Source organism: Corallococcus carmarthensis, from assembly GCF_003611695.1.
GTDB classification, from domain to species: Bacteria; Myxococcota; Myxococcia; order Myxococcales; family Myxococcaceae; genus Corallococcus; species Corallococcus carmarthensis.
On record NZ_RAWE01000082.1, the window covers coordinates 1 to 15,434 of the forward strand.

The 15,434-nt window shown below is 72.2% G+C and carries 13 protein-coding genes; 3 read left to right on the forward strand and 10 right to left on the reverse strand.

What is annotated here, in order from left to right; all coding sequences use genetic code 11:
- Window positions 1-138 precede the first annotated feature (138 nt).
- Both D7X32_RS21815 and D7X32_RS21820 read right to left on the reverse strand, forming a co-directional pair.
- Window positions 139-690 (reverse strand): LptA/OstA family protein, encoded by a 552-nt coding sequence (locus D7X32_RS21815; RefSeq protein ID WP_120604497.1) that lies wholly within the window; start codon window positions 688-690, stop codon window positions 139-141.
- 13 nt (window positions 691-703) lie between these two features.
- On the reverse strand, window positions 704-1,657 hold the full coding sequence (locus tag D7X32_RS21820; protein ID WP_120604498.1) for a lysophospholipid acyltransferase family protein: 954 nt from the start codon (window positions 1,655-1,657) through the stop codon (window positions 704-706).
- A gap of 18 nt (window positions 1,658-1,675) precedes the next feature.
- On the opposite strand from D7X32_RS21820, the gene astB reads away from it, so the two are divergent.
- Together astB and D7X32_RS21830 are read left to right on the forward strand one after the other, a co-directional pair.
- A complete protein-coding gene (gene astB, locus D7X32_RS21825) occupies window positions 1,676-2,998 on the forward strand; it encodes an N-succinylarginine dihydrolase (protein ID WP_120604499.1) in 1,323 nt (440 codons plus the stop codon).
- A gap of 134 nt (window positions 2,999-3,132) precedes the next feature.
- The gene (locus D7X32_RS21830) at window positions 3,133-3,666 is read left to right on the forward strand and encodes an aminoacyl-tRNA deacylase (RefSeq protein WP_171448525.1); all 534 of its coding nucleotides are present in this window, start codon (window positions 3,133-3,135) and stop codon (window positions 3,664-3,666) included.
- Between the two features lie 5 nt (window positions 3,667-3,671).
- On the opposite strand, the gene D7X32_RS21835 is transcribed toward D7X32_RS21830, so the two are convergent.
- Window positions 3,672-6,296, reverse strand: a complete 2,625-nt coding sequence (locus D7X32_RS21835; RefSeq protein ID WP_120604500.1) for an O-antigen ligase family protein — start codon at window positions 6,294-6,296, stop codon at window positions 3,672-3,674.
- A 178-nt stretch (window positions 6,297-6,474) separates the two neighbouring features.
- On the opposite strand from D7X32_RS21835, the gene D7X32_RS21840 reads away from it, so the two are divergent.
- Window positions 6,475-6,750 carry a hypothetical protein gene (locus D7X32_RS21840; RefSeq protein WP_120604501.1) on the forward strand — a complete coding sequence of 92 codons (276 nt, stop codon included), beginning with the start codon at window positions 6,475-6,477 and terminating at the stop codon, window positions 6,748-6,750.
- 42 nt (window positions 6,751-6,792) lie between these two features.
- Here D7X32_RS21840 and D7X32_RS21845 read toward each other — a convergent pair whose 3' ends face one another.
- The 7 genes from D7X32_RS21845 to D7X32_RS21875 all read right to left on the reverse strand — a co-directional run bounded on the left by D7X32_RS21845 (window position 6,793) and on the right by D7X32_RS21875 (window position 15,389).
- Entirely contained in the window at window positions 6,793-7,986 is a 1,194-nt protein-coding gene (locus D7X32_RS21845; RefSeq protein WP_120604502.1) for an acyltransferase family protein, read from the reverse strand.
- A complete protein-coding gene (locus D7X32_RS21850; protein ID WP_120604503.1) occupies window positions 7,987-9,285 on the reverse strand; it encodes a UDP-glucose dehydrogenase family protein in 1,299 nt (432 codons plus the stop codon).
- A gap of 104 nt (window positions 9,286-9,389) precedes the next feature.
- Window positions 9,390-10,361 carry a nucleotidyltransferase family protein gene (locus D7X32_RS21855; RefSeq protein ID WP_120604504.1) on the reverse strand — a complete coding sequence of 324 codons (972 nt, stop codon included), beginning with the start codon at window positions 10,359-10,361 and terminating at the stop codon, window positions 9,390-9,392.
- A gap of 39 nt (window positions 10,362-10,400) precedes the next feature.
- The gene (locus D7X32_RS21860; RefSeq protein ID WP_120604505.1) at window positions 10,401-11,477 is read right to left on the reverse strand and encodes a nucleotidyltransferase domain-containing protein; all 1,077 of its coding nucleotides are present in this window, start codon (window positions 11,475-11,477) and stop codon (window positions 10,401-10,403) included.
- A gap of 4 nt (window positions 11,478-11,481) precedes the next feature.
- Window positions 11,482-12,969, reverse strand: a complete 1,488-nt coding sequence (locus tag D7X32_RS21865) for an MraY family glycosyltransferase (RefSeq protein WP_120604506.1) — start codon at window positions 12,967-12,969, stop codon at window positions 11,482-11,484.
- Between the two features lie 88 nt (window positions 12,970-13,057).
- Window positions 13,058-14,206 (reverse strand): glycosyltransferase family 4 protein, encoded by a 1,149-nt coding sequence (locus D7X32_RS21870; protein ID WP_120604507.1) that lies wholly within the window; start codon window positions 14,204-14,206, stop codon window positions 13,058-13,060.
- A 10-nt stretch (window positions 14,207-14,216) separates the two neighbouring features.
- Window positions 14,217-15,389 (reverse strand): acyltransferase family protein, encoded by a 1,173-nt coding sequence (locus tag D7X32_RS21875; RefSeq protein ID WP_120604508.1) that lies wholly within the window; start codon window positions 15,387-15,389, stop codon window positions 14,217-14,219.
- Window positions 15,390-15,434: the final 45 nt, after the last annotated feature.

Sequence of the window (15,434 nt, forward strand, 5' to 3'; positions counted from 1 at the left end):
CGGCCGGGGCGGCACCGGGGGCACCGGATTTCGGGGCCGGGGTGGCCTGCGCGACGGCCGGGGCGCCCGGAGAGGGGGACGCGGCGGCCTGGGAGGACGCGGGCTGGGCCAGGAACAGCGCCATCACGAGGAACTCAATCACTCCGTCGCTCCACCCAGCGCGGCTTGGACCGCGCCCTCGAAGGTGAACGTCTGGTCCGCGGAAGACAGCGTGAAGCGGTCCGCCCGCATCTGGTAGTCGGGGCCCTTCATGGTCACGCCTTCCTCGCCATGGGCCCGCCGCGCTTCCGCGTCGTAGGTGAGCCGGGGGGTGTTGGCCACCAGGCCCTCCCCCGTCCGCACGACGACGCCACCCGTGCCCACCCACGTCTTGGACGCGAGGCTGCCGTCCATATTCGGCGCGGTGATGGTGGTGCCTTCCTGCGTGGAAGGGGGCGAGCCCTGCGCGCCCTTTCCGGGGGGCAGGCGCACGACGACCTCGGTGGCCTGCACCTCGCCGCCCGCGCGCCGGTAGAGGACGCGCGAGGCGGTGCCGGAGACCTGGAGCGTGTCGCCCTCGTAGGAGCGCAGGTGCGCGCCCTCCAGCACCACGTCCGGGCGCGGCTCGTTCGCGGCGCCCGGGGCCGGACGGCGCGGCGCGCAGGCGGTGGCGAGGAGTCCCAGGAAGCTCAAGGCAAGCAGGCGCGGCACGAGGCCCTCCTTATCACCGCGCCGGGGCGGACGGTGCGCCGGCAGGGGCCGGGGGAACGTCCTCGGGAGGACGCGTCTTCCAGCGCTGATGCATCCACACCCACTGTTCGGGGGCCCGGCGGATGGCCGCCTCGATGCGCTGCGACAGGGCGGCGGTGAGGGCCTGCACGGCCGCTTCACGCTCCGTCGCGTCCGGGTGCGGCACCTCCTCCATGGTGAGCCGGTAGCCCTCGCCGTCGCGCTGGCAGAAGCCGACCACCACCGCCGCGCCGGTGCGCAGCGCCAGGTCCGCCGCCGCGCGCGGGGTGGCCGCCAGCTCCCCGAAGAAGGGCACGAAGACGGACTGTACCTTGGTGTCCTGGTCAATGAGGATGCCCAGGATTTCGCCGCCGCGGAGCGTGCGGAGCATGGCCCGGGCCGCGCCCTCCTGGCCGCGCCAGATGCTGCGCACCCCGCCCTTCGCCCGGAAGTCCTCCACCAGCGCGGTGAGGCGCGGGTCGCTGGTCTCCTTCGCGATGCTCTGGCTGGGGTAGCCCGCCCTCGCCACACGCCGGGCGAGCAGCTCCCAGTTGCCCACGTGGCCGGACACGAAGACGACGCCCTTCCCCTTCGCCAGCGCGGCCTCCAGCACCCGGCGGTCCTCGTCCGGCCAGGACACCAGGGCCTCCAGCCCGGCATCCAGCGCACGCGCGGAGGCGACCTCCAGGGCGGCGGCGGCCAGGTGGCGGAAGGCGTCACGGGCGAGCGCGTCACGCTCCGCCCCGGTCTTCTCCGGGAAGGCGCGGGCCAGCGACTTGAGCGCCTTGCGACGCTCCCCGCCCACGAGGGCATAGGCCCAGCCGCCCAGCGTCATGCCCAGGGTGCGTGCCAGCCCCAGCGGCAGGAACTGGAGCAGGCGCAACATCCCGGCGATGAGCAGGTAGCGCAGGTAACGCTTGAGGCGCTTTGTTAAAGGGGGACGCTCCACGACGCGTCTCCATATCCCATGCGCGAATACAACTTCGACGGCCTCATTGGTCCGACCCACAATTACGCCGGCCTCTCGCCGGGCAACCTGGCGTCACAGCACCACGGCGGCCAGCCCAGCCACCCCCGGGAGGCGGCGCTCCAGGGGCTGGAGAAGATGCGCTTCGTGTCGGAGCTGGGCGTGGGCCAGGCGGTGCTGCCGCCCCAGCCGCGCCCTTCCCTGCGCACCCTGCGGACGCTGGGCTTCACCGGCTCCGACGAGGAGGTCATCACCCGCGCCGCGCGCGACGCGGAGCACCTCTTGCGCCTCACCTCCAGCGCCTCCGCCATGTGGACGGCGAACGCGGCCACGGTGGCCCCGTCGGCGGACACCGCGGACGGACGGCTGCACCTGACGCCCGCGAACCTCACGCAGATGTTCCACCGCGCCATCGAGGCGGACACGACGCACGCGGTGCTGCGCGCCATCTTCGCGGACGCGAAGCACTTCCAGGTGCACGCCCCGCTGCCGGGCGCTTCACACTTCGCGGACGAGGGCGCGGCCAACCACACGCGCCTCTTCACGCCGGGCCACAAGGCCGTGCACCTGCTCGCCTGGGGACGCAGCGCGTGGCAGGACGTGAAGGGGCCCCAGCGCTTCCCCGCGCGTCAGACGCTGGAGTCCAGCCAGGCCCTGGCGCGGCTGCATCAGCTGGCGCCGGAGCAGGTGCTCCTGCCGCAGCAGCACCCGGATGGCATCGACGCGGGCGCGTTCCACACGGACGTACTCGCGGTGGGCAACGAGCGCTTCCTGATGCTGCACGCGCTGGCGTTCGTGGAGCACCCGAAGCTCCTCCAGACGCTGCGCGAGAAGCTGGGGGATGCCTTCCGCTTCGAGGTCGCGACGGACGCGGAGCTGCCGGTGAAGGACGCGGTGCGCGCGTACCCGTTCAACTCGCAGGTGCTGTCGCTGCCGGACGGCACCATGGCCATCATCGCGCCCATCGAGAGCCGCGAGACGCCCACCGCCCGCGCGTTCCTGGAGCGCGTCGTCGCCGGGGACAACCCGGTGAAGGCGGTGCACTACCTGGACGTTCGACAGTCCATGAACAACGGCGGCGGCCCGGCGTGCCTGCGCCAGCGCATCTCGCTCACGGACGTGGAGCGCGCCGCCATCACCGCGGACGTCTTCTACTCGCCGGCCCTGCATGAGGGGCTCGCGGCGTGGGTGCGGAAGCACTACCGCGACGTGCTCAAGCCGGAGGACGTGCGGGATCCGCTGCTGGCGCGCGAGACGATGACCGCGCTCGACGAGCTGACGCGCCTGCTCAAGCTGGGCAGCGTGTACGACTTCCAGCAGTGACGTGACGTGATGCCGCCTGCCTGCCCTCCGGCGCACCGGACAAGGGCAGGCCGTCACGGCCGCCTCGTTCGGGCGGCGCATGGCCGCTCGCGTCGTCCGGACACACCTTGAACGCGAAGGAGGTGATGTCCCCCATGATTCCGAATGCCATCCAAAGTTACCTGCGGCGCCACCGCGTTCCCTTCGAACGGTACGCCCACGCCCGGGCCGTGACCGCGATGGAGCTCGTGGACGCCCTCAACGTGCCTGGCTGGCGCGTGGCCAAGTCCGTCATCGTGCTGGCCGACCGGCAGCCGTGGATTGTCGTCGTGCCCGCGATGACGACCGTGGACCTGCGGCAGATCCGCCACACGCTGGGCGTCCGCACCGCGCGGCTCGCCGCCGAGTCCGAGTTCGTTGACCACTTTCCTGACTGCGAGACGGGGGCCGAGCCTCCCTTCGGCGAGCTGTACGGCCTGCCCGTCGCGATGGACGAATCCCTGAGCGTCAATGAACGGCTGCTGTTCCGCGCGGGTTCGCACGAGGAGGCCCTGGAGATGCGCTTCCAGGACTTCGCGCGCCTGGAGTGGCCGCTGGTCGCGTCCTTCATCCAGCCGCTCTCGCGGGAGAAGGAGGAAGGGAAGGCGTCGTACGGAGCGCCCATGGAAGACTCAGGCGCTTCGGCCTGACGCCCTCAGGGAGAGGGAGCGTCGCTGACCGCCGGTGAACCGGACAGGTCCAGCTCCCGAGCCTTCGCGTCCTCCAGCAGCGCCCCCTTGTGTGCGTCTTGGAGCGCACGCTCGCGGGCCTCCAGCCGCGCCGCCCAGGCCGCACCCTCCGCGCGCCGTGCATCGTCGAGCGGCATGAGCCTCAAGCCCTCGTGGACCGAGCGCGCGGCCGCGTCGTAGCGCGACAGCAGCTCCTGCAACCGGGCGACCGCGAAGTGGCTCTCCGGACCGGGCAGCAGCCCCACGACCGAGCGGCGCTGCTCCAGTGCGCGGGCCAGCAGGCCTTCCCGTTCGAAGCTGTCCGCCTCCAGTGACAACAAGCGCGCGCGCTGCCGAAGGTCGGTGAGGTACGGCGCCACCGCGGCCAGCGTGTCCCGGGACCTTCGCGTGAGCCCGGCCTCCTGCTGCCGCGTGGACAGCGTGAAGGCCAGCTCCACGTCCTGGGGGAAGCGCTTCACCAGTGCCTCCAGCGACTGGAGTGCCTCCGCGCTCCTTCCCTGCGCGCGCCACACGTCCGCGCGCAGCAGGTGCGTGGCCAGTGCATCGGGTTCGCGCCGCTCCACCTCCGCGCAGGCCGCCTCCGCCTCGGGAAGCTCCCGCTGGGCCAGCCGTCCACGTGCTTCCTGCATCCACAACGCGGTGGCTTCGGGCCGGCCTTCGAAGTGCTCGCGCGCCCAGGCGAGCCACGTGAGCCCCAGCGTGCGGCGTGTGGGCACGGCGAGCAGCGCTTCCGCCAGCTCCACCGCCTGTCCGGGCGCTTCGGACGTGAGGGTCTTCAGCTCCTCGACCGTGCGGGCCCTGGGCATCGCCTCGCTGATCAACACGCGCGTGTCCCCGGCCTCGTGCGCCAGCCGGTACTCCAGGAAGGCCTGCTCGCGCCGGCCCAGGTGCAGCAGGGCCCGCGCGGCCACGCGGTGCGCGGACGCATCCAGGGGCCGCAGGTACAGCGTGTGATTGATGAAGGCCAACGCCTCCTTCGCGCCCGCCGCGCCGTTCGACACGGAGGCCATCGCCATCAACCGGTACAGCAGGTAGTCCGCCGGATGCACGTCGATGAGCTGGAGCCCCAGCGCGCGCACCTCCGCGCCCGGAGCCCGGGCCGACACGCGCTCCGCCAGCAGGGCTTCCGCGTCCACCATCCTCCGGCGCCCCGGCACCAGCGCGACAAGCATCACGACCGTGAGCCCCGCCGCCAGCGCCAGCGCGGGACCGGCGGGCAGCGAGCCCGTCCTCGTGCGCCGCGCGGCCATGCGCTCGGCATCACGGGGCCGGGCCACCGCGCCCAGCACCACCGCGACCGCGACCGCGCACGCGGGCAGCTCCAGGCTGAAGTCGAAGAGGTTGTGCAGCGCCAGCGCCGCCACGCCGGACAGCACCGCCAGCTCCACCGGCCCGTGGTCCTCGCGTCGCACGCGCTTCACGAAGGCCCAGAGGCCCAGCCCGAGCAGCAGCAGGCCCGGCACGCCCCACTCCGCCGCCACCTGCAACACCGCGTTCTCCGGGTGCGTGAAGGTGTTGGGGTTGGGCTCGGTCTGGTAGCGCGGGAAGGCGGCCTCGAACGCGCCGCGCCCCATGCCCAGCACCGGGAAGGCGCGGGCCGCGCGGGCCATCATGGGCCAGGGCTCCAGCTTGCCGCGGCGCAGGGACTCCATACCGTCCACGGTGCGCGCCTCCGCCCACAGCTGATCCGCCGCCAGGTACGCGCCCACGGACAGCGTCGCCAGGAGCCCCAGCAGCACCGCCGCGCCCTTCCCCCACGCGGGCCTGGCGGGAGTGCGCGCCTCGCGCCGCTGCTTCATCAGCCACCCGGCGAGCAGCACCTGCCCGAAGACGAAGAACACGATGCCCGCGCGCGACAGCGACAGCAGCACACCCGCGCCGGAGACGATCGCCGCCATCGCGAAGGGCCACGCGCGCGAACGCGGCTGCTTCGACAGCGCGAGCCCCACCGCCACCGTCGCGCACAGCCCCAGGAAGCCCGCGAGGTGGTTGGGGTTGCCGAACGGCGTCACCAGCGGCGGCCGCGCATGCACGTACGCCCGCAGCCCGAACAGCGCCTCCACGCCGAACAGCGCGTGTCCCAGCCCCACCGCCGCCACCGCCGCGCCCGTGAACGCCAGCACCGACAGCAGCCGCTGCCGCGACGCGCGCGCACGGCACACCTGCACCGCCGCGACGAACGTCAGGAGGTACGCCACGTGCTTCGCCAGCTCACGCCAGGTGGCGGAAGGCTCCAGCGACACCGGCCGCCAGCCCGTGAGCCCTAGCGGCACGAGCACGTCCTCGCGCAGCGCCGCGGCCTCCGGACTCACCCAGGCGAGCAGCCCCGGTGGCAGCGGCACGAGCTGCAACGCGCACAGCACCACTCCGCCCACCAGCGGCGCGGCCAGGAGCGGCACGCGCGGGGTCTCCCCCTGCCGCCGCGCTCCCACGAACGCCAGCACCGCCGCGGCCCCGGACAGCACGCCCAACGGCCAGACCACCCAGGGCGCCGCGCCGCCGAGCGCCACCGGGCCCAGCACCACCAGCGCCGCGAGCGCCACTTCCGCGAAGACGGTGTACCGGGAGACGCGGTGGGAGCCAGGAGTCATGCGCGGCGCGGGAGTATGTCACGCTCCTCGCGAGGCTCCGTGACCCGTCCCCTCGGCCAGGAGACGCGCCGCCTGGACGCCTCCTCCCCGGACGCGGCGTTCCCGGGCCTTCGAATGAACGCGCCCCCCGGGACACCGCTTGCATCCGGGGACCCATCTGGCATCTTCGCCCGACCCCATGCGTCGCTTCCTGCTCACCGCCGCCTTCCTCTGCGCCTCCCTCTCCGGACTCACCGCGTGCAAGAGCACCTGCCGCGAGCTGTCCGAGAAGCTCTGCGAGTGCGCCTTGAACTCGGTGGAGAAGCAGGCCTGCCAGCAGCGCGCCGCCGACGAGGAAGGCCGCGTGGAGCCCACCGCCGAGGATGAACTCGCGTGTGAGGCGAAGCTCGAGGGTTGCGACTGCCGCACCATCGAGACCGAGGAAGGCAAGAAGGCCTGCGGCCTCGCCCGCTGAACGCCGTCCGCTGAAGGGACGGCGTCCGCTACATCCCGCGGACTACGCGCCCGGCACCACGGGGGCCGGAGCCGGCCGCGCCGGAGTGCCATCCACCCACGGCTGCAACCCGCGCTTCACCCGCGAGCGCCACGGCGTCTCCACCCACCGGTGCACCGCCACCGACGCGGGCACCAGCACCACCAGCAGCACCGCCAGGAAGCGCGTGGGCGACGTCAGGTCCACGAACCGCTCCATCCAGTGCACCAGTTCGCTGACCGGGTACTGGAGCAGGTACAGCGCGTAGCTGGCCCCACCCAGGTGCACCAGCCACGGCCGCGCCAGCACCAGGCCCAGCGGACCGCCGCCGCGCGCCAGCCCGTACACCAGCAGCGCCGACGCGGGCGCCAGCAGCGCGTTGTGCATCAGCGGATACGGAATCCACGCGCCCTGGGAGAAGCCCAGCAGCAGCAGCGCCGCGCCCGCCAGCGCCATCACCGCGCCGGAGCGCGGAGCCCTGGAGGCCGCGGCCGCGCGCTCGCGCACGAAGACGAGCCCCAGCAGCACGCCCAGCAGGAACTCCGGCAGGCGCACCAGCGGGTTGAACTTCAACACCGCCATCCAGGTGCCGCCGGTCGCCACGCTCAGCGGGCCCGGTCCATCCGGCCGCAGCACCAGGTAGAGCACCGGCGGCAGGAGCCCCAGAATCCAAACACCCACCAGGGCCGCCGTCATGCGCGCGCCCCGGAAGCGCTCCAGCCGCCCGGCCAGCGCGGGGAACACGGCGTAGAAGAACGCCTCCACCGACACGGACCAGGACGGCGGGTTCCAGTACAGCGCCAGCTTCGGCACCCACGACTGGAGCATCAACAGCGTGGTGAGCCCCGCCGTGCTCAGCTTCGCCACGGACACGGGCACGGAGTTCGCCGCCAGCGAGCCCTGCGCCGTGGGCACCGCCGACAGCATGAACATCAGGAGGAACACCGGATAGACGCGCGCCAGGCGCGCGCTCCAGAAGGCCCGGGGCGGGGTCTGCATCCCGCCGGCCGTGTCCACGTAGTTGTACGCGAGCACGAAGCCGGACAGGACGAAGAAGACCCCCACGGACGCATAGCCGGAGGCCACCACCTGCACCATCCACTCCGGCGCCACGCCCTGGATGCACGCAGTGCCGAAGTGGAACAACACGACGTGCAGGGCCGCCAGGAAGCGCAGCCCCGTCAGTGCATCCAGCGAACCTCCGGACTGCTGCTTCATCTACTTACGACCGATGCCGAAGTAGGTGAAGCCCTGCTCACGCATGCGCGCGGGCTGGAAGATGTTGCGGCCGTCGAAGACCACCGGCGACTTCATCAGCTTCTTCATGCGGTCGAAGTCCGGGTGGCGGAACTCGTTCCACTCCGTCACCACGAACAGGCCGTCCACGCCCTCCAGCGCGTCGTACGGCACCTCCGCGTAGCGGATGCGATCGCCGAAGACGCGCTTGGCCGCGTGCGCGGACACCGGGTCATGCGCAATCACCGTCGCGCCCTTGCCGATGAGGCCCTCGATGACCTCGATGGACGGCGCCTCGCGCATGTCGTCCGTCTTCGGCTTGAACGCCAGGCCCCAGACGCCGAACTTCTTGCCCTCCAGCGACCCGTAGTGCTTCACGGCCTTGTTCACGAGCAGCTTCTTCTGCCGCTCGTTGGTGCGCTCCACCGCGCGCAACAGGTCCAGCTCCAGGCCGTACTCGCGCGCCGTGGTGACCAGCGCCTTCACGTCCTTGGGGAAGCAGGAGCCGCCGTAGCCCACGCCCGGGAAGAGGAACGGGTAGCCGATGCGCTTGTCCGCGCCCAGGCCCTTGCGCACGAAGTCCACGTCCGCGCCCACCTTCTCGCAGAGCGCGGAGATGTCGTTCATGAAGGAGATGCGCGTCGCGAGCATCGCGTTGGCCGCGTACTTCGTCAGCTCCGCGGAGCGCGTGTCCATGAACAGGATGGGGTTCTCCGTGCGCACGAACGGCGCGTACAGCTCCCCCATGATGTTCCGCGCGCGCTCGGTGTCCGCGCCAATGACGACGCGGTCCGGCTTGAAGAAGTCGTCCAGCGCGGCGCCTTCCTTGAGGAACTCCGGGTTGGAGACGACGTCGAACTCCACGTTCGTCACCTTGGCGATGGCGTCGCGAACCTTGTCCGCGGTGCCCACCGGCACGGTGCTCTTGTCCACCACCACCGTGTACTGCTTCATCGCGCGGCCCACCGACTGCGCCGCCGCGAGCACGTACTGGAGATCCGCCTCGCCGCTCTCACCTTCCGGCGTGCCTACGGCAATGAACACGGCCTGGGCGTTCGCCACGCCCTCCGCCAGGTTCGTCGTGAACGTGAGGCGCTTCTCCTTCACGTTCTTGCGGATGAGCTCCTCCAGACCCGGCTCGTAGATGGGAACCTGTCCCTCCTGGAGCATGCGGATCTTCCGCTCGTCGATATCCACGCACGCGACGTCGTTGCCCGAGTCCGCGAAGCAGGTGCCCGCGACGAGTCCGACGTAACCCGATCCGATAATGGCAATGCGCATTCTTTGAGTGTCCTGGTTTCGACAGGTGGCGTCATGAACTCATACGCCGACCCGCGCACCGAAAGAAAGCCCGGGCACGCAGGACGCAGAGCGACCAGACAGGCTTATCGCCCCGTGAGGAGGCGCCGCAGCCGATCCACACCCCGCAGGGCGGATGAACGTCCGGGGGTGCTCACCGGACCCACCACCCCCCTGTCCAGCAGCTCACGGGTCGCGCGGCGCAGCGGCGGGAAGGCGGCGGTGGCCGCGGCTTCCGCCTCCGGGAACAGACGCGCCACGATGGCCAGCGACGTGTAGAGGGCGCGCTCCAGGCCGAACGCCTCCGCGCGAGCCAGCAGCGCCGGCACGTCCATCGGGCGCGAGTACACGCCGCCCATCCAGGTGGCGCCGGTGATGAGCTCGCGCAGGTCCACGAACGACAGCCACGGCACGTCATACCCGTGGTGGGCCTGGTCCAACGCGGTGAGCAGCAGTGCGTCCTCCAGCTCCGGGCGGAAGACGGACTGTCCGTAGACCTTCATGGGTCGGGCGCGGTCGAAGATGCCGGCCAACTGCTCACGTCGGTTCGCGCCCAGCACGTCCGCGTAGATGTGGATGGGGGTGCGGCCGTCGGACACGACGCGCGCCGCGCCGCTGTTCGTCGTGTCCGGCTCCGGGACGAACTCGTGGTTGGACAGGTAGCCGGCGAAGCCGTCCACGTCCATGCGGCGCACCAGCACCTGGATGTCCAGCACGGGCCGGAAGCCCACGTGCGGGTAGAGCGCCTCCGCGAAGGCCGCGCCGCCCAGCAGGAGCAGCTTGCGGCCCTCCAGCTGATCCACGATGCGCTTGAAGTGGACCAGCTTCATGACGTTGTCGTTCACGGAGCCGGTGTAGATGGACATCATCCGGTCGCGGGCCCACTCGGGCGCATCGCCCCCGCCCATCCGGTACTCCAGGTTGTACGCCGCGAGCGGCGCCAGCCCCTGCGAGATGGCCCAGTCGACGTAGGCCTCCCAGGGCGCGCCCCGGAGCTTGCCGCGCGGAGGCTCGAAGGAGGACAGGACCCGGAAGGTATCGAGGAGGCTGGGCGCCATGGTGCGGCACCTTTAATGGGCCGGGCCCGCCCGCCGCAATCACCGTCTTCCAGCGGGCGACCGGACAGGCCTTGGCGCCCCTGGCTCCGCTCCCGTCTCAGGAGGCGGCCTCAGCCCCCGCAGCCGCCGCAGCGCGTACCGCACCATGGGCCGGGCCCGCGGGGCCAGGGCCAGCTTCGCGGCGACCCACGCGGGCTTGTTGCGCGCCAGGTCCGCTCCCACCAGCCGGGGGCCGGAGAACAGCCGCGTCGCCAGCGCGCGCTGCCACCGGGGCGGGGCCAGCGCCTTGAGCACCCACGGCGGCACCGGCGCGTCGAGCAGCCGGTGCGCCGCGTCCCACGCGTACCAGACCAGGTGGGGCAGCCCCGTCCGCCGAGCGCGCGTCACCACCCGGTCCCAGTCCAGCCGGGGGTGCGCCCGCGCCAGCAGCTTCAGGTCGAACAGCCACGCCAGCCGCTGCAGCAGGTGGTTGCTCGCGTGCAGGGACAGGTACACGGCCTCGTCCTCCGCGCACAGGTAGCGCACGGGGTGGCCGTCCAGCATCGCGTCCTCGGCCCGCGCCACCAGCGCGTCGCCCTCCAGCGCCTGGCCGTAGCCCGCGAGCGCGCGGTAGTGCAGCTCCACCAGGCCGTCGGGGCCGGTGAGCTCCACGTGGTGCGCGTCGTCCCGGTCCACGTCGCCGGCCTGGGTGGTGAGGCCCATGCCCTCCAGCGCGTGCACGGCGCACAGCACCCGGGCGCGCGGCACCAGCAGGTCCACGTCGTTCGTGGCGCGCTGGAGCGGCTCCGGATAGAGCCTGCGCGCCAGCCCGTAGCCCTTGAGAAGCACCGGCGTCACGCCCAGCGCCGCCAGCGCCGTCAGGCTCCGCGACAGCAGCGACCGCACGCGCATCCCCCGCGCCGCGGCGGTGCGGGCCTCGCGGGAGAGCAGCGCCCGGGCGTCCGGGGTCAGCGTCCACTCCGCCTTCGTCAGCGCGTGCTCGACGAAGCCCGCCAGCCCATGGCGCACGGCGGCCTTCACCAGCGCTTCGCAGGCGCCTTCGTCCGAAGGCCCGGGGACGTCGGGCACTTCTGGCCACGCGTGGAGCAGGGTCAGCAGGTCCGGAGAGGAGGACATGGGCTCACCGCCGGAGCGCGATGATGCGCTCGGGCTCCGCGGCCTCCAGCGCCACGAGCTGCCCCACGCGCTCCGCCACCGCGTCCGCGACCACCTCCAGCGCCAGCTCCTCGTCCCGATCGATGGCGGCCCTACCGTCGCGCCAGACCAGGCGCAGCGCGCCGGACAGGGCCTCCGCCTCCTTCACGTCCAGGCGCACCTCCAGCGCGGTCGCGGCATCGGCGTCCGGGTGCTGGGACTCGAAGACGACGCCTCCGCTCACGTCCTCATGCGGGCGGCGCAGGCGCAGCTCCAGCACGGACAGGTTCAGCCCGGAGGACAGCGGACGGACGGCGCTCCACACCTCCTGGAACGAACCGGCCGCGCGCACCGCGGCGGTGACGGAGCGCACCAGCGAGCGCAGCTCCTGGTTGCGGTGGCGCGTCTGCTGGACCGTGCCCATGTGGCGCATGTCCAGGTAGCCCAGCTTGCGCATCAGCACCATGATGACCACGGCGATGCCGCTGAGCAGCAGCGCGCTCTGCATGCTGTTGGCGAAGTGCAGCCCCAGCGCGGTGAGCATGAACAGCGTGCACAGCGCGTAGAGCACCAGCACGGTGGTGCGGTGGGACAGCAAGAGGCGGCTCATCAGCCGGTGATGGATGTGTTCCTTGTCCGCGCTGAACATGGGTCTGCCCAGCATCGAGCGGCGCACCATGGCGAGCAGCGTGTCCATGATGGGCAGGCCCAGCGCCATCACCGGCACGAGCAGCGCCACCGCGGTGCCGGACTTCGACGACGTCTTGATGGACACCGCCGCCAGCACGAAGCCCAGGAACATGCTGCCCGTGTCCCCCATGAAGATGGAGGCCGGGTTGAAGTTGAACACCAGGAACCCGAGGATGGCGCCCGCGAGCGCCACCATCAGCAGGCACAGCAGCACGTCCCCGCGCATCAGCGCGAGCAGGAAGTGGGTGCCCACGCCGAAGAACGCGACGCCGCCCGCCAGCCCGTCCAACCCGTCGATGAGGTTGAGCGCGTTGATGACGCCCACCACCCACAGCACCGTCAGCGGCAGGCTGAGCAGCCCCAGCGTCAGCTCCGCGCCGAAGGGGTTGGCCAGCACCTCGATGCGGAAGCCCAGCGCGTACAGGCCCAGCGCCACCGCGAACTGCACGGAGAACTTCAGCCTCGCGCCCGCGCCCTTGAGGTCGTCGTAGAAGCCCAGCCCCGCGATGATGGCGCCGCCCACGAAGAGGCCGACGATGAGCTCCGTCTGCGCGAGGAACTGGTCCCCCACGCCCGAGTCCACGAAGAACAGCGCGCACAGCGGCGCGAAGAAGCCTCCCACGATGCCAATGCCACCCAGCCGCGGGATGGGCCGCACGTGCACCTTGCGGCTGGAGTTCGCTTGATCCAACCAGCCCCACGCCAGCGCGCGCTCGCGCACGCGCCACGTGAGCACCAGGGCCACGAGGAGCGACACGAGGAAGGCGACGAAGAAGGTGACCATGCGGGAGGAGCTTCCACCTCGCATCGTGACGGCCACCGAAGCAGTGCGTCAATGTCCCGGCGTCACAGGTGTGGAACGACTCGCCTGCCTACTTGCCGCCAGAAGCCCTGACACGCAGGACTTCTTCGTAAAGCGCCTGGGTGCGGGCGGCGATGTCGGGCCAGGTGAGTCCCTGGACCTCCGCCTGGGCCGCGCGGCGCAGGGCGTACCTTCGGGTTGGATCCGCCGCCAGCTCGCGCACCGCCGCCACCAGCGCGTCCACGTCTCCGATGGGGAAGAGCAGGCCCGTGCGGCCGGGGTGCACGACGGAGGGCGCCACGCCCACGGGGGTGGAGACGGGCACGAGCCCGGAGGCCATGGCCTCCACCAGCGCCATGCCGTAGCCCTCCGTGCGGCTGGCGAAGACGAGCACCTCTTCGCGCGCGAGCAGGCCGGGCAGCGTGGCGTTCGCGTAGCGCGGGACCACCTGGAGCTGGGGCTGGACGAACGCGGGGAAGGCGGCGCGGACCTCGGGCTCGGGGGTGCCAGTGCCGTAGAGGCTCAGGGTGAAGGGGAGCCCCTGGGCGTGCAGCCGGGTCACGGCGGCGATGACGTCCCCGCAGCCCTTGGTCTGGAGGAAGGAGCCCACCATCGCGAGGCGCAAGGGGCCTTCCGGGAGCGGCGCCGGGAGGGCCCGTCCGTGGAAGGCCGCGTCGAGTCCGTGGCCGATGACGCTCAGCTTTCCCGCGGGGATGCGCAGGTGTTCGCGCGCGAAGACAGCGTCGCCTTCGTTGAGGAGCACGGAGTGGTCCGCCAGGCGCAGCGTCTGCGCCACCTCCCAGAGGCGAAAGCCACCGTTGTACAGCGGGTACTTCCAGCTCAGGCGCGTCCGGCCCTCGCGCGCGTCGGCGCGGATCCTCCGTGAGAAGGAGTGCTCCAGGCCATGGCTGCGCGTCACCAGCGCGTGCCGGCGGGCGGCACCGGGACGGCCCGCGCGCGCCCAGGGCCACGCGTCTCCGGTGGTGACGTCCAGCACGTCGTAACGGCGCGCCGCGCGGGCCAGGTGCGCGGAGAGCACCCAGGGGAAGCGCAGGTTGTGGAGCGCGGTGAAGTGCTCCACGCCAGGGAAGGCCTCGCCGTAGCTGTAGAAGTCCACGGAGCAGCCCCGGGCCTGGAGCGCTCGGCCCAGCGCGAGCGTCACGCCGGGCGCGCCCTGGTCCCGGGACAACGGATGGTGGATGGCCAGGAGCACGCGCATGCGCGAGGCTTCATAACAGACCGGAGGACGCAGCCGTGGGCGCGGGACGGGGACGGGCCAGCCGGTCCCGAAGCCAGCGCCGCGCGGGCTCCTCGGCCCAGGTGAAGACCCCCAGCGACACGAGCACGAACGACGTGACGGCCAGCGCGCAGTAGGCCCATGGCGCGCGCAGCTCCAGTCCCAACCCGGACACGCGCTCCAGCGTGCGCGCATGAAAGGCCAGCGGGATGTGGAGGATGTAGAGCGCGTAGCTGGCCTCCCCCAGGCGCACCATCGCGGCCCGCGAGAGCCATGCCGCGAGCGGCCCGCGCCCCGCGGCCAGCGTCCAGAGAAGCCAGGCGAACACCGGCGTCAGCAGCAGCTCACGCAAGGCCCAGACACGCCCCTGCCACGGCACCCACAGCAGCGCCAGCGCGAGCCCCGCGGCCGCGCAGCTCCCCACGGCCGCGCTCCATCCCGGTCCGCCCGCGCGACGCAGGACGAACGCGCGGCCCAGCACCACGCCCAGCAGGAATTGCGGCAGCTTGAGCAGCGGCGAGTACTCGCTCACGCGCAGCCAGGTCTCCCGCGTCGCGGCGTCACTCGCGAGCCAGCCGTCCCCCAGCAGCCACACGCCCCCCGGCAGCGCCGAGGCCACGACCAGCGCCAGCAGGGCCCACCGCGAGCGCCCGGGCCCAAGCCTCGCCACGGACGCGGCCACCCAGGGGAAGAGCAGGTAGAAGAACGCCTCGACGGACAACGACCAGCCCGGGCAGTTCCAGACACACGCCGCGGAAGGCACCCACGCCTGCGTGAGGCTGAAGACCGCGGCGCCCACGCCCAGCACGCGCTGGAGCGCGTCCCCCGTGAGTCCCCCCTCCTGCCGCAGCACGAACAGGAGGAAGGGCGGAGCCTCCAGCACCAGCCCCAGCAGGTACACGGGATAGACGCGGGCGAAGCGCGCCGCCCAGAAAGCGCGCCGGGGCACCTGCAAGGGGGCACCCTCCCCCAGGTACGCCTGTGCCAGCACGAAGCCGGAGAGGATGAAGAACAGGGTGACGCTCGCGGGCCCGTTGTCGAGCAGGGCTCCGAGCCACCCGGGCCGCCCCTCTCGCGGCGTGACGTGGAAGGCCACCACGTGGAGCGCGGCGAGGAAGCGGAGCCCGGTCAGCGCCGGGAGCAGGGGACGCGGCGGGGAGGCCATGGCGGGAAGCGGTCAGTATGCGTCCCCCCGCGCGAGCCCCGCAAC

Bases quoted from the DNA above. Each gene is read 5' to 3' on its own strand.
- astB (WP_120604499.1), top strand. From the start codon at position 1,676: ATGCGCGAATACAACTTCGACGGCCTCATTGGTCCGACCCACAATTAC.
- D7X32_RS21830 (WP_171448525.1), top strand. From the start codon at position 3,133: ATGATTCCGAATGCCATCCAAAGTTACCTGCGGCGCCACCGCGTTCCC.
- D7X32_RS21835 (WP_120604500.1), bottom strand. From the start codon at position 6,296: ATGACTCCTGGCTCCCACCGCGTCTCCCGGTACACCGTCTTCGCGGAA.
- D7X32_RS21840 (WP_120604501.1), top strand. From the start codon at position 6,475: ATGCGTCGCTTCCTGCTCACCGCCGCCTTCCTCTGCGCCTCCCTCTCC.
- D7X32_RS21845 (WP_120604502.1), bottom strand. From the start codon at position 7,986: ATGAAGCAGCAGTCCGGAGGTTCGCTGGATGCACTGACGGGGCTGCGC.
- D7X32_RS21850 (WP_120604503.1), bottom strand. From the start codon at position 9,285: ATGCGCATTGCCATTATCGGATCGGGTTACGTCGGACTCGTCGCGGGC.
- D7X32_RS21855 (WP_120604504.1), bottom strand. From the start codon at position 10,361: ATGGCGCCCAGCCTCCTCGATACCTTCCGGGTCCTGTCCTCCTTCGAG.
- D7X32_RS21860 (WP_120604505.1), bottom strand. From the start codon at position 11,477: ATGTCCTCCTCTCCGGACCTGCTGACCCTGCTCCACGCGTGGCCAGAA.
- D7X32_RS21865 (WP_120604506.1), bottom strand. From the start codon at position 12,969: ATGGTCACCTTCTTCGTCGCCTTCCTCGTGTCGCTCCTCGTGGCCCTG.
- D7X32_RS21870 (WP_120604507.1), bottom strand. From the start codon at position 14,206: ATGCGCGTGCTCCTGGCCATCCACCATCCGTTGTCCCGGGACCAGGGC.
- D7X32_RS21875 (WP_120604508.1), bottom strand. From the start codon at position 15,389: ATGGCCTCCCCGCCGCGTCCCCTGCTCCCGGCGCTGACCGGGCTCCGC.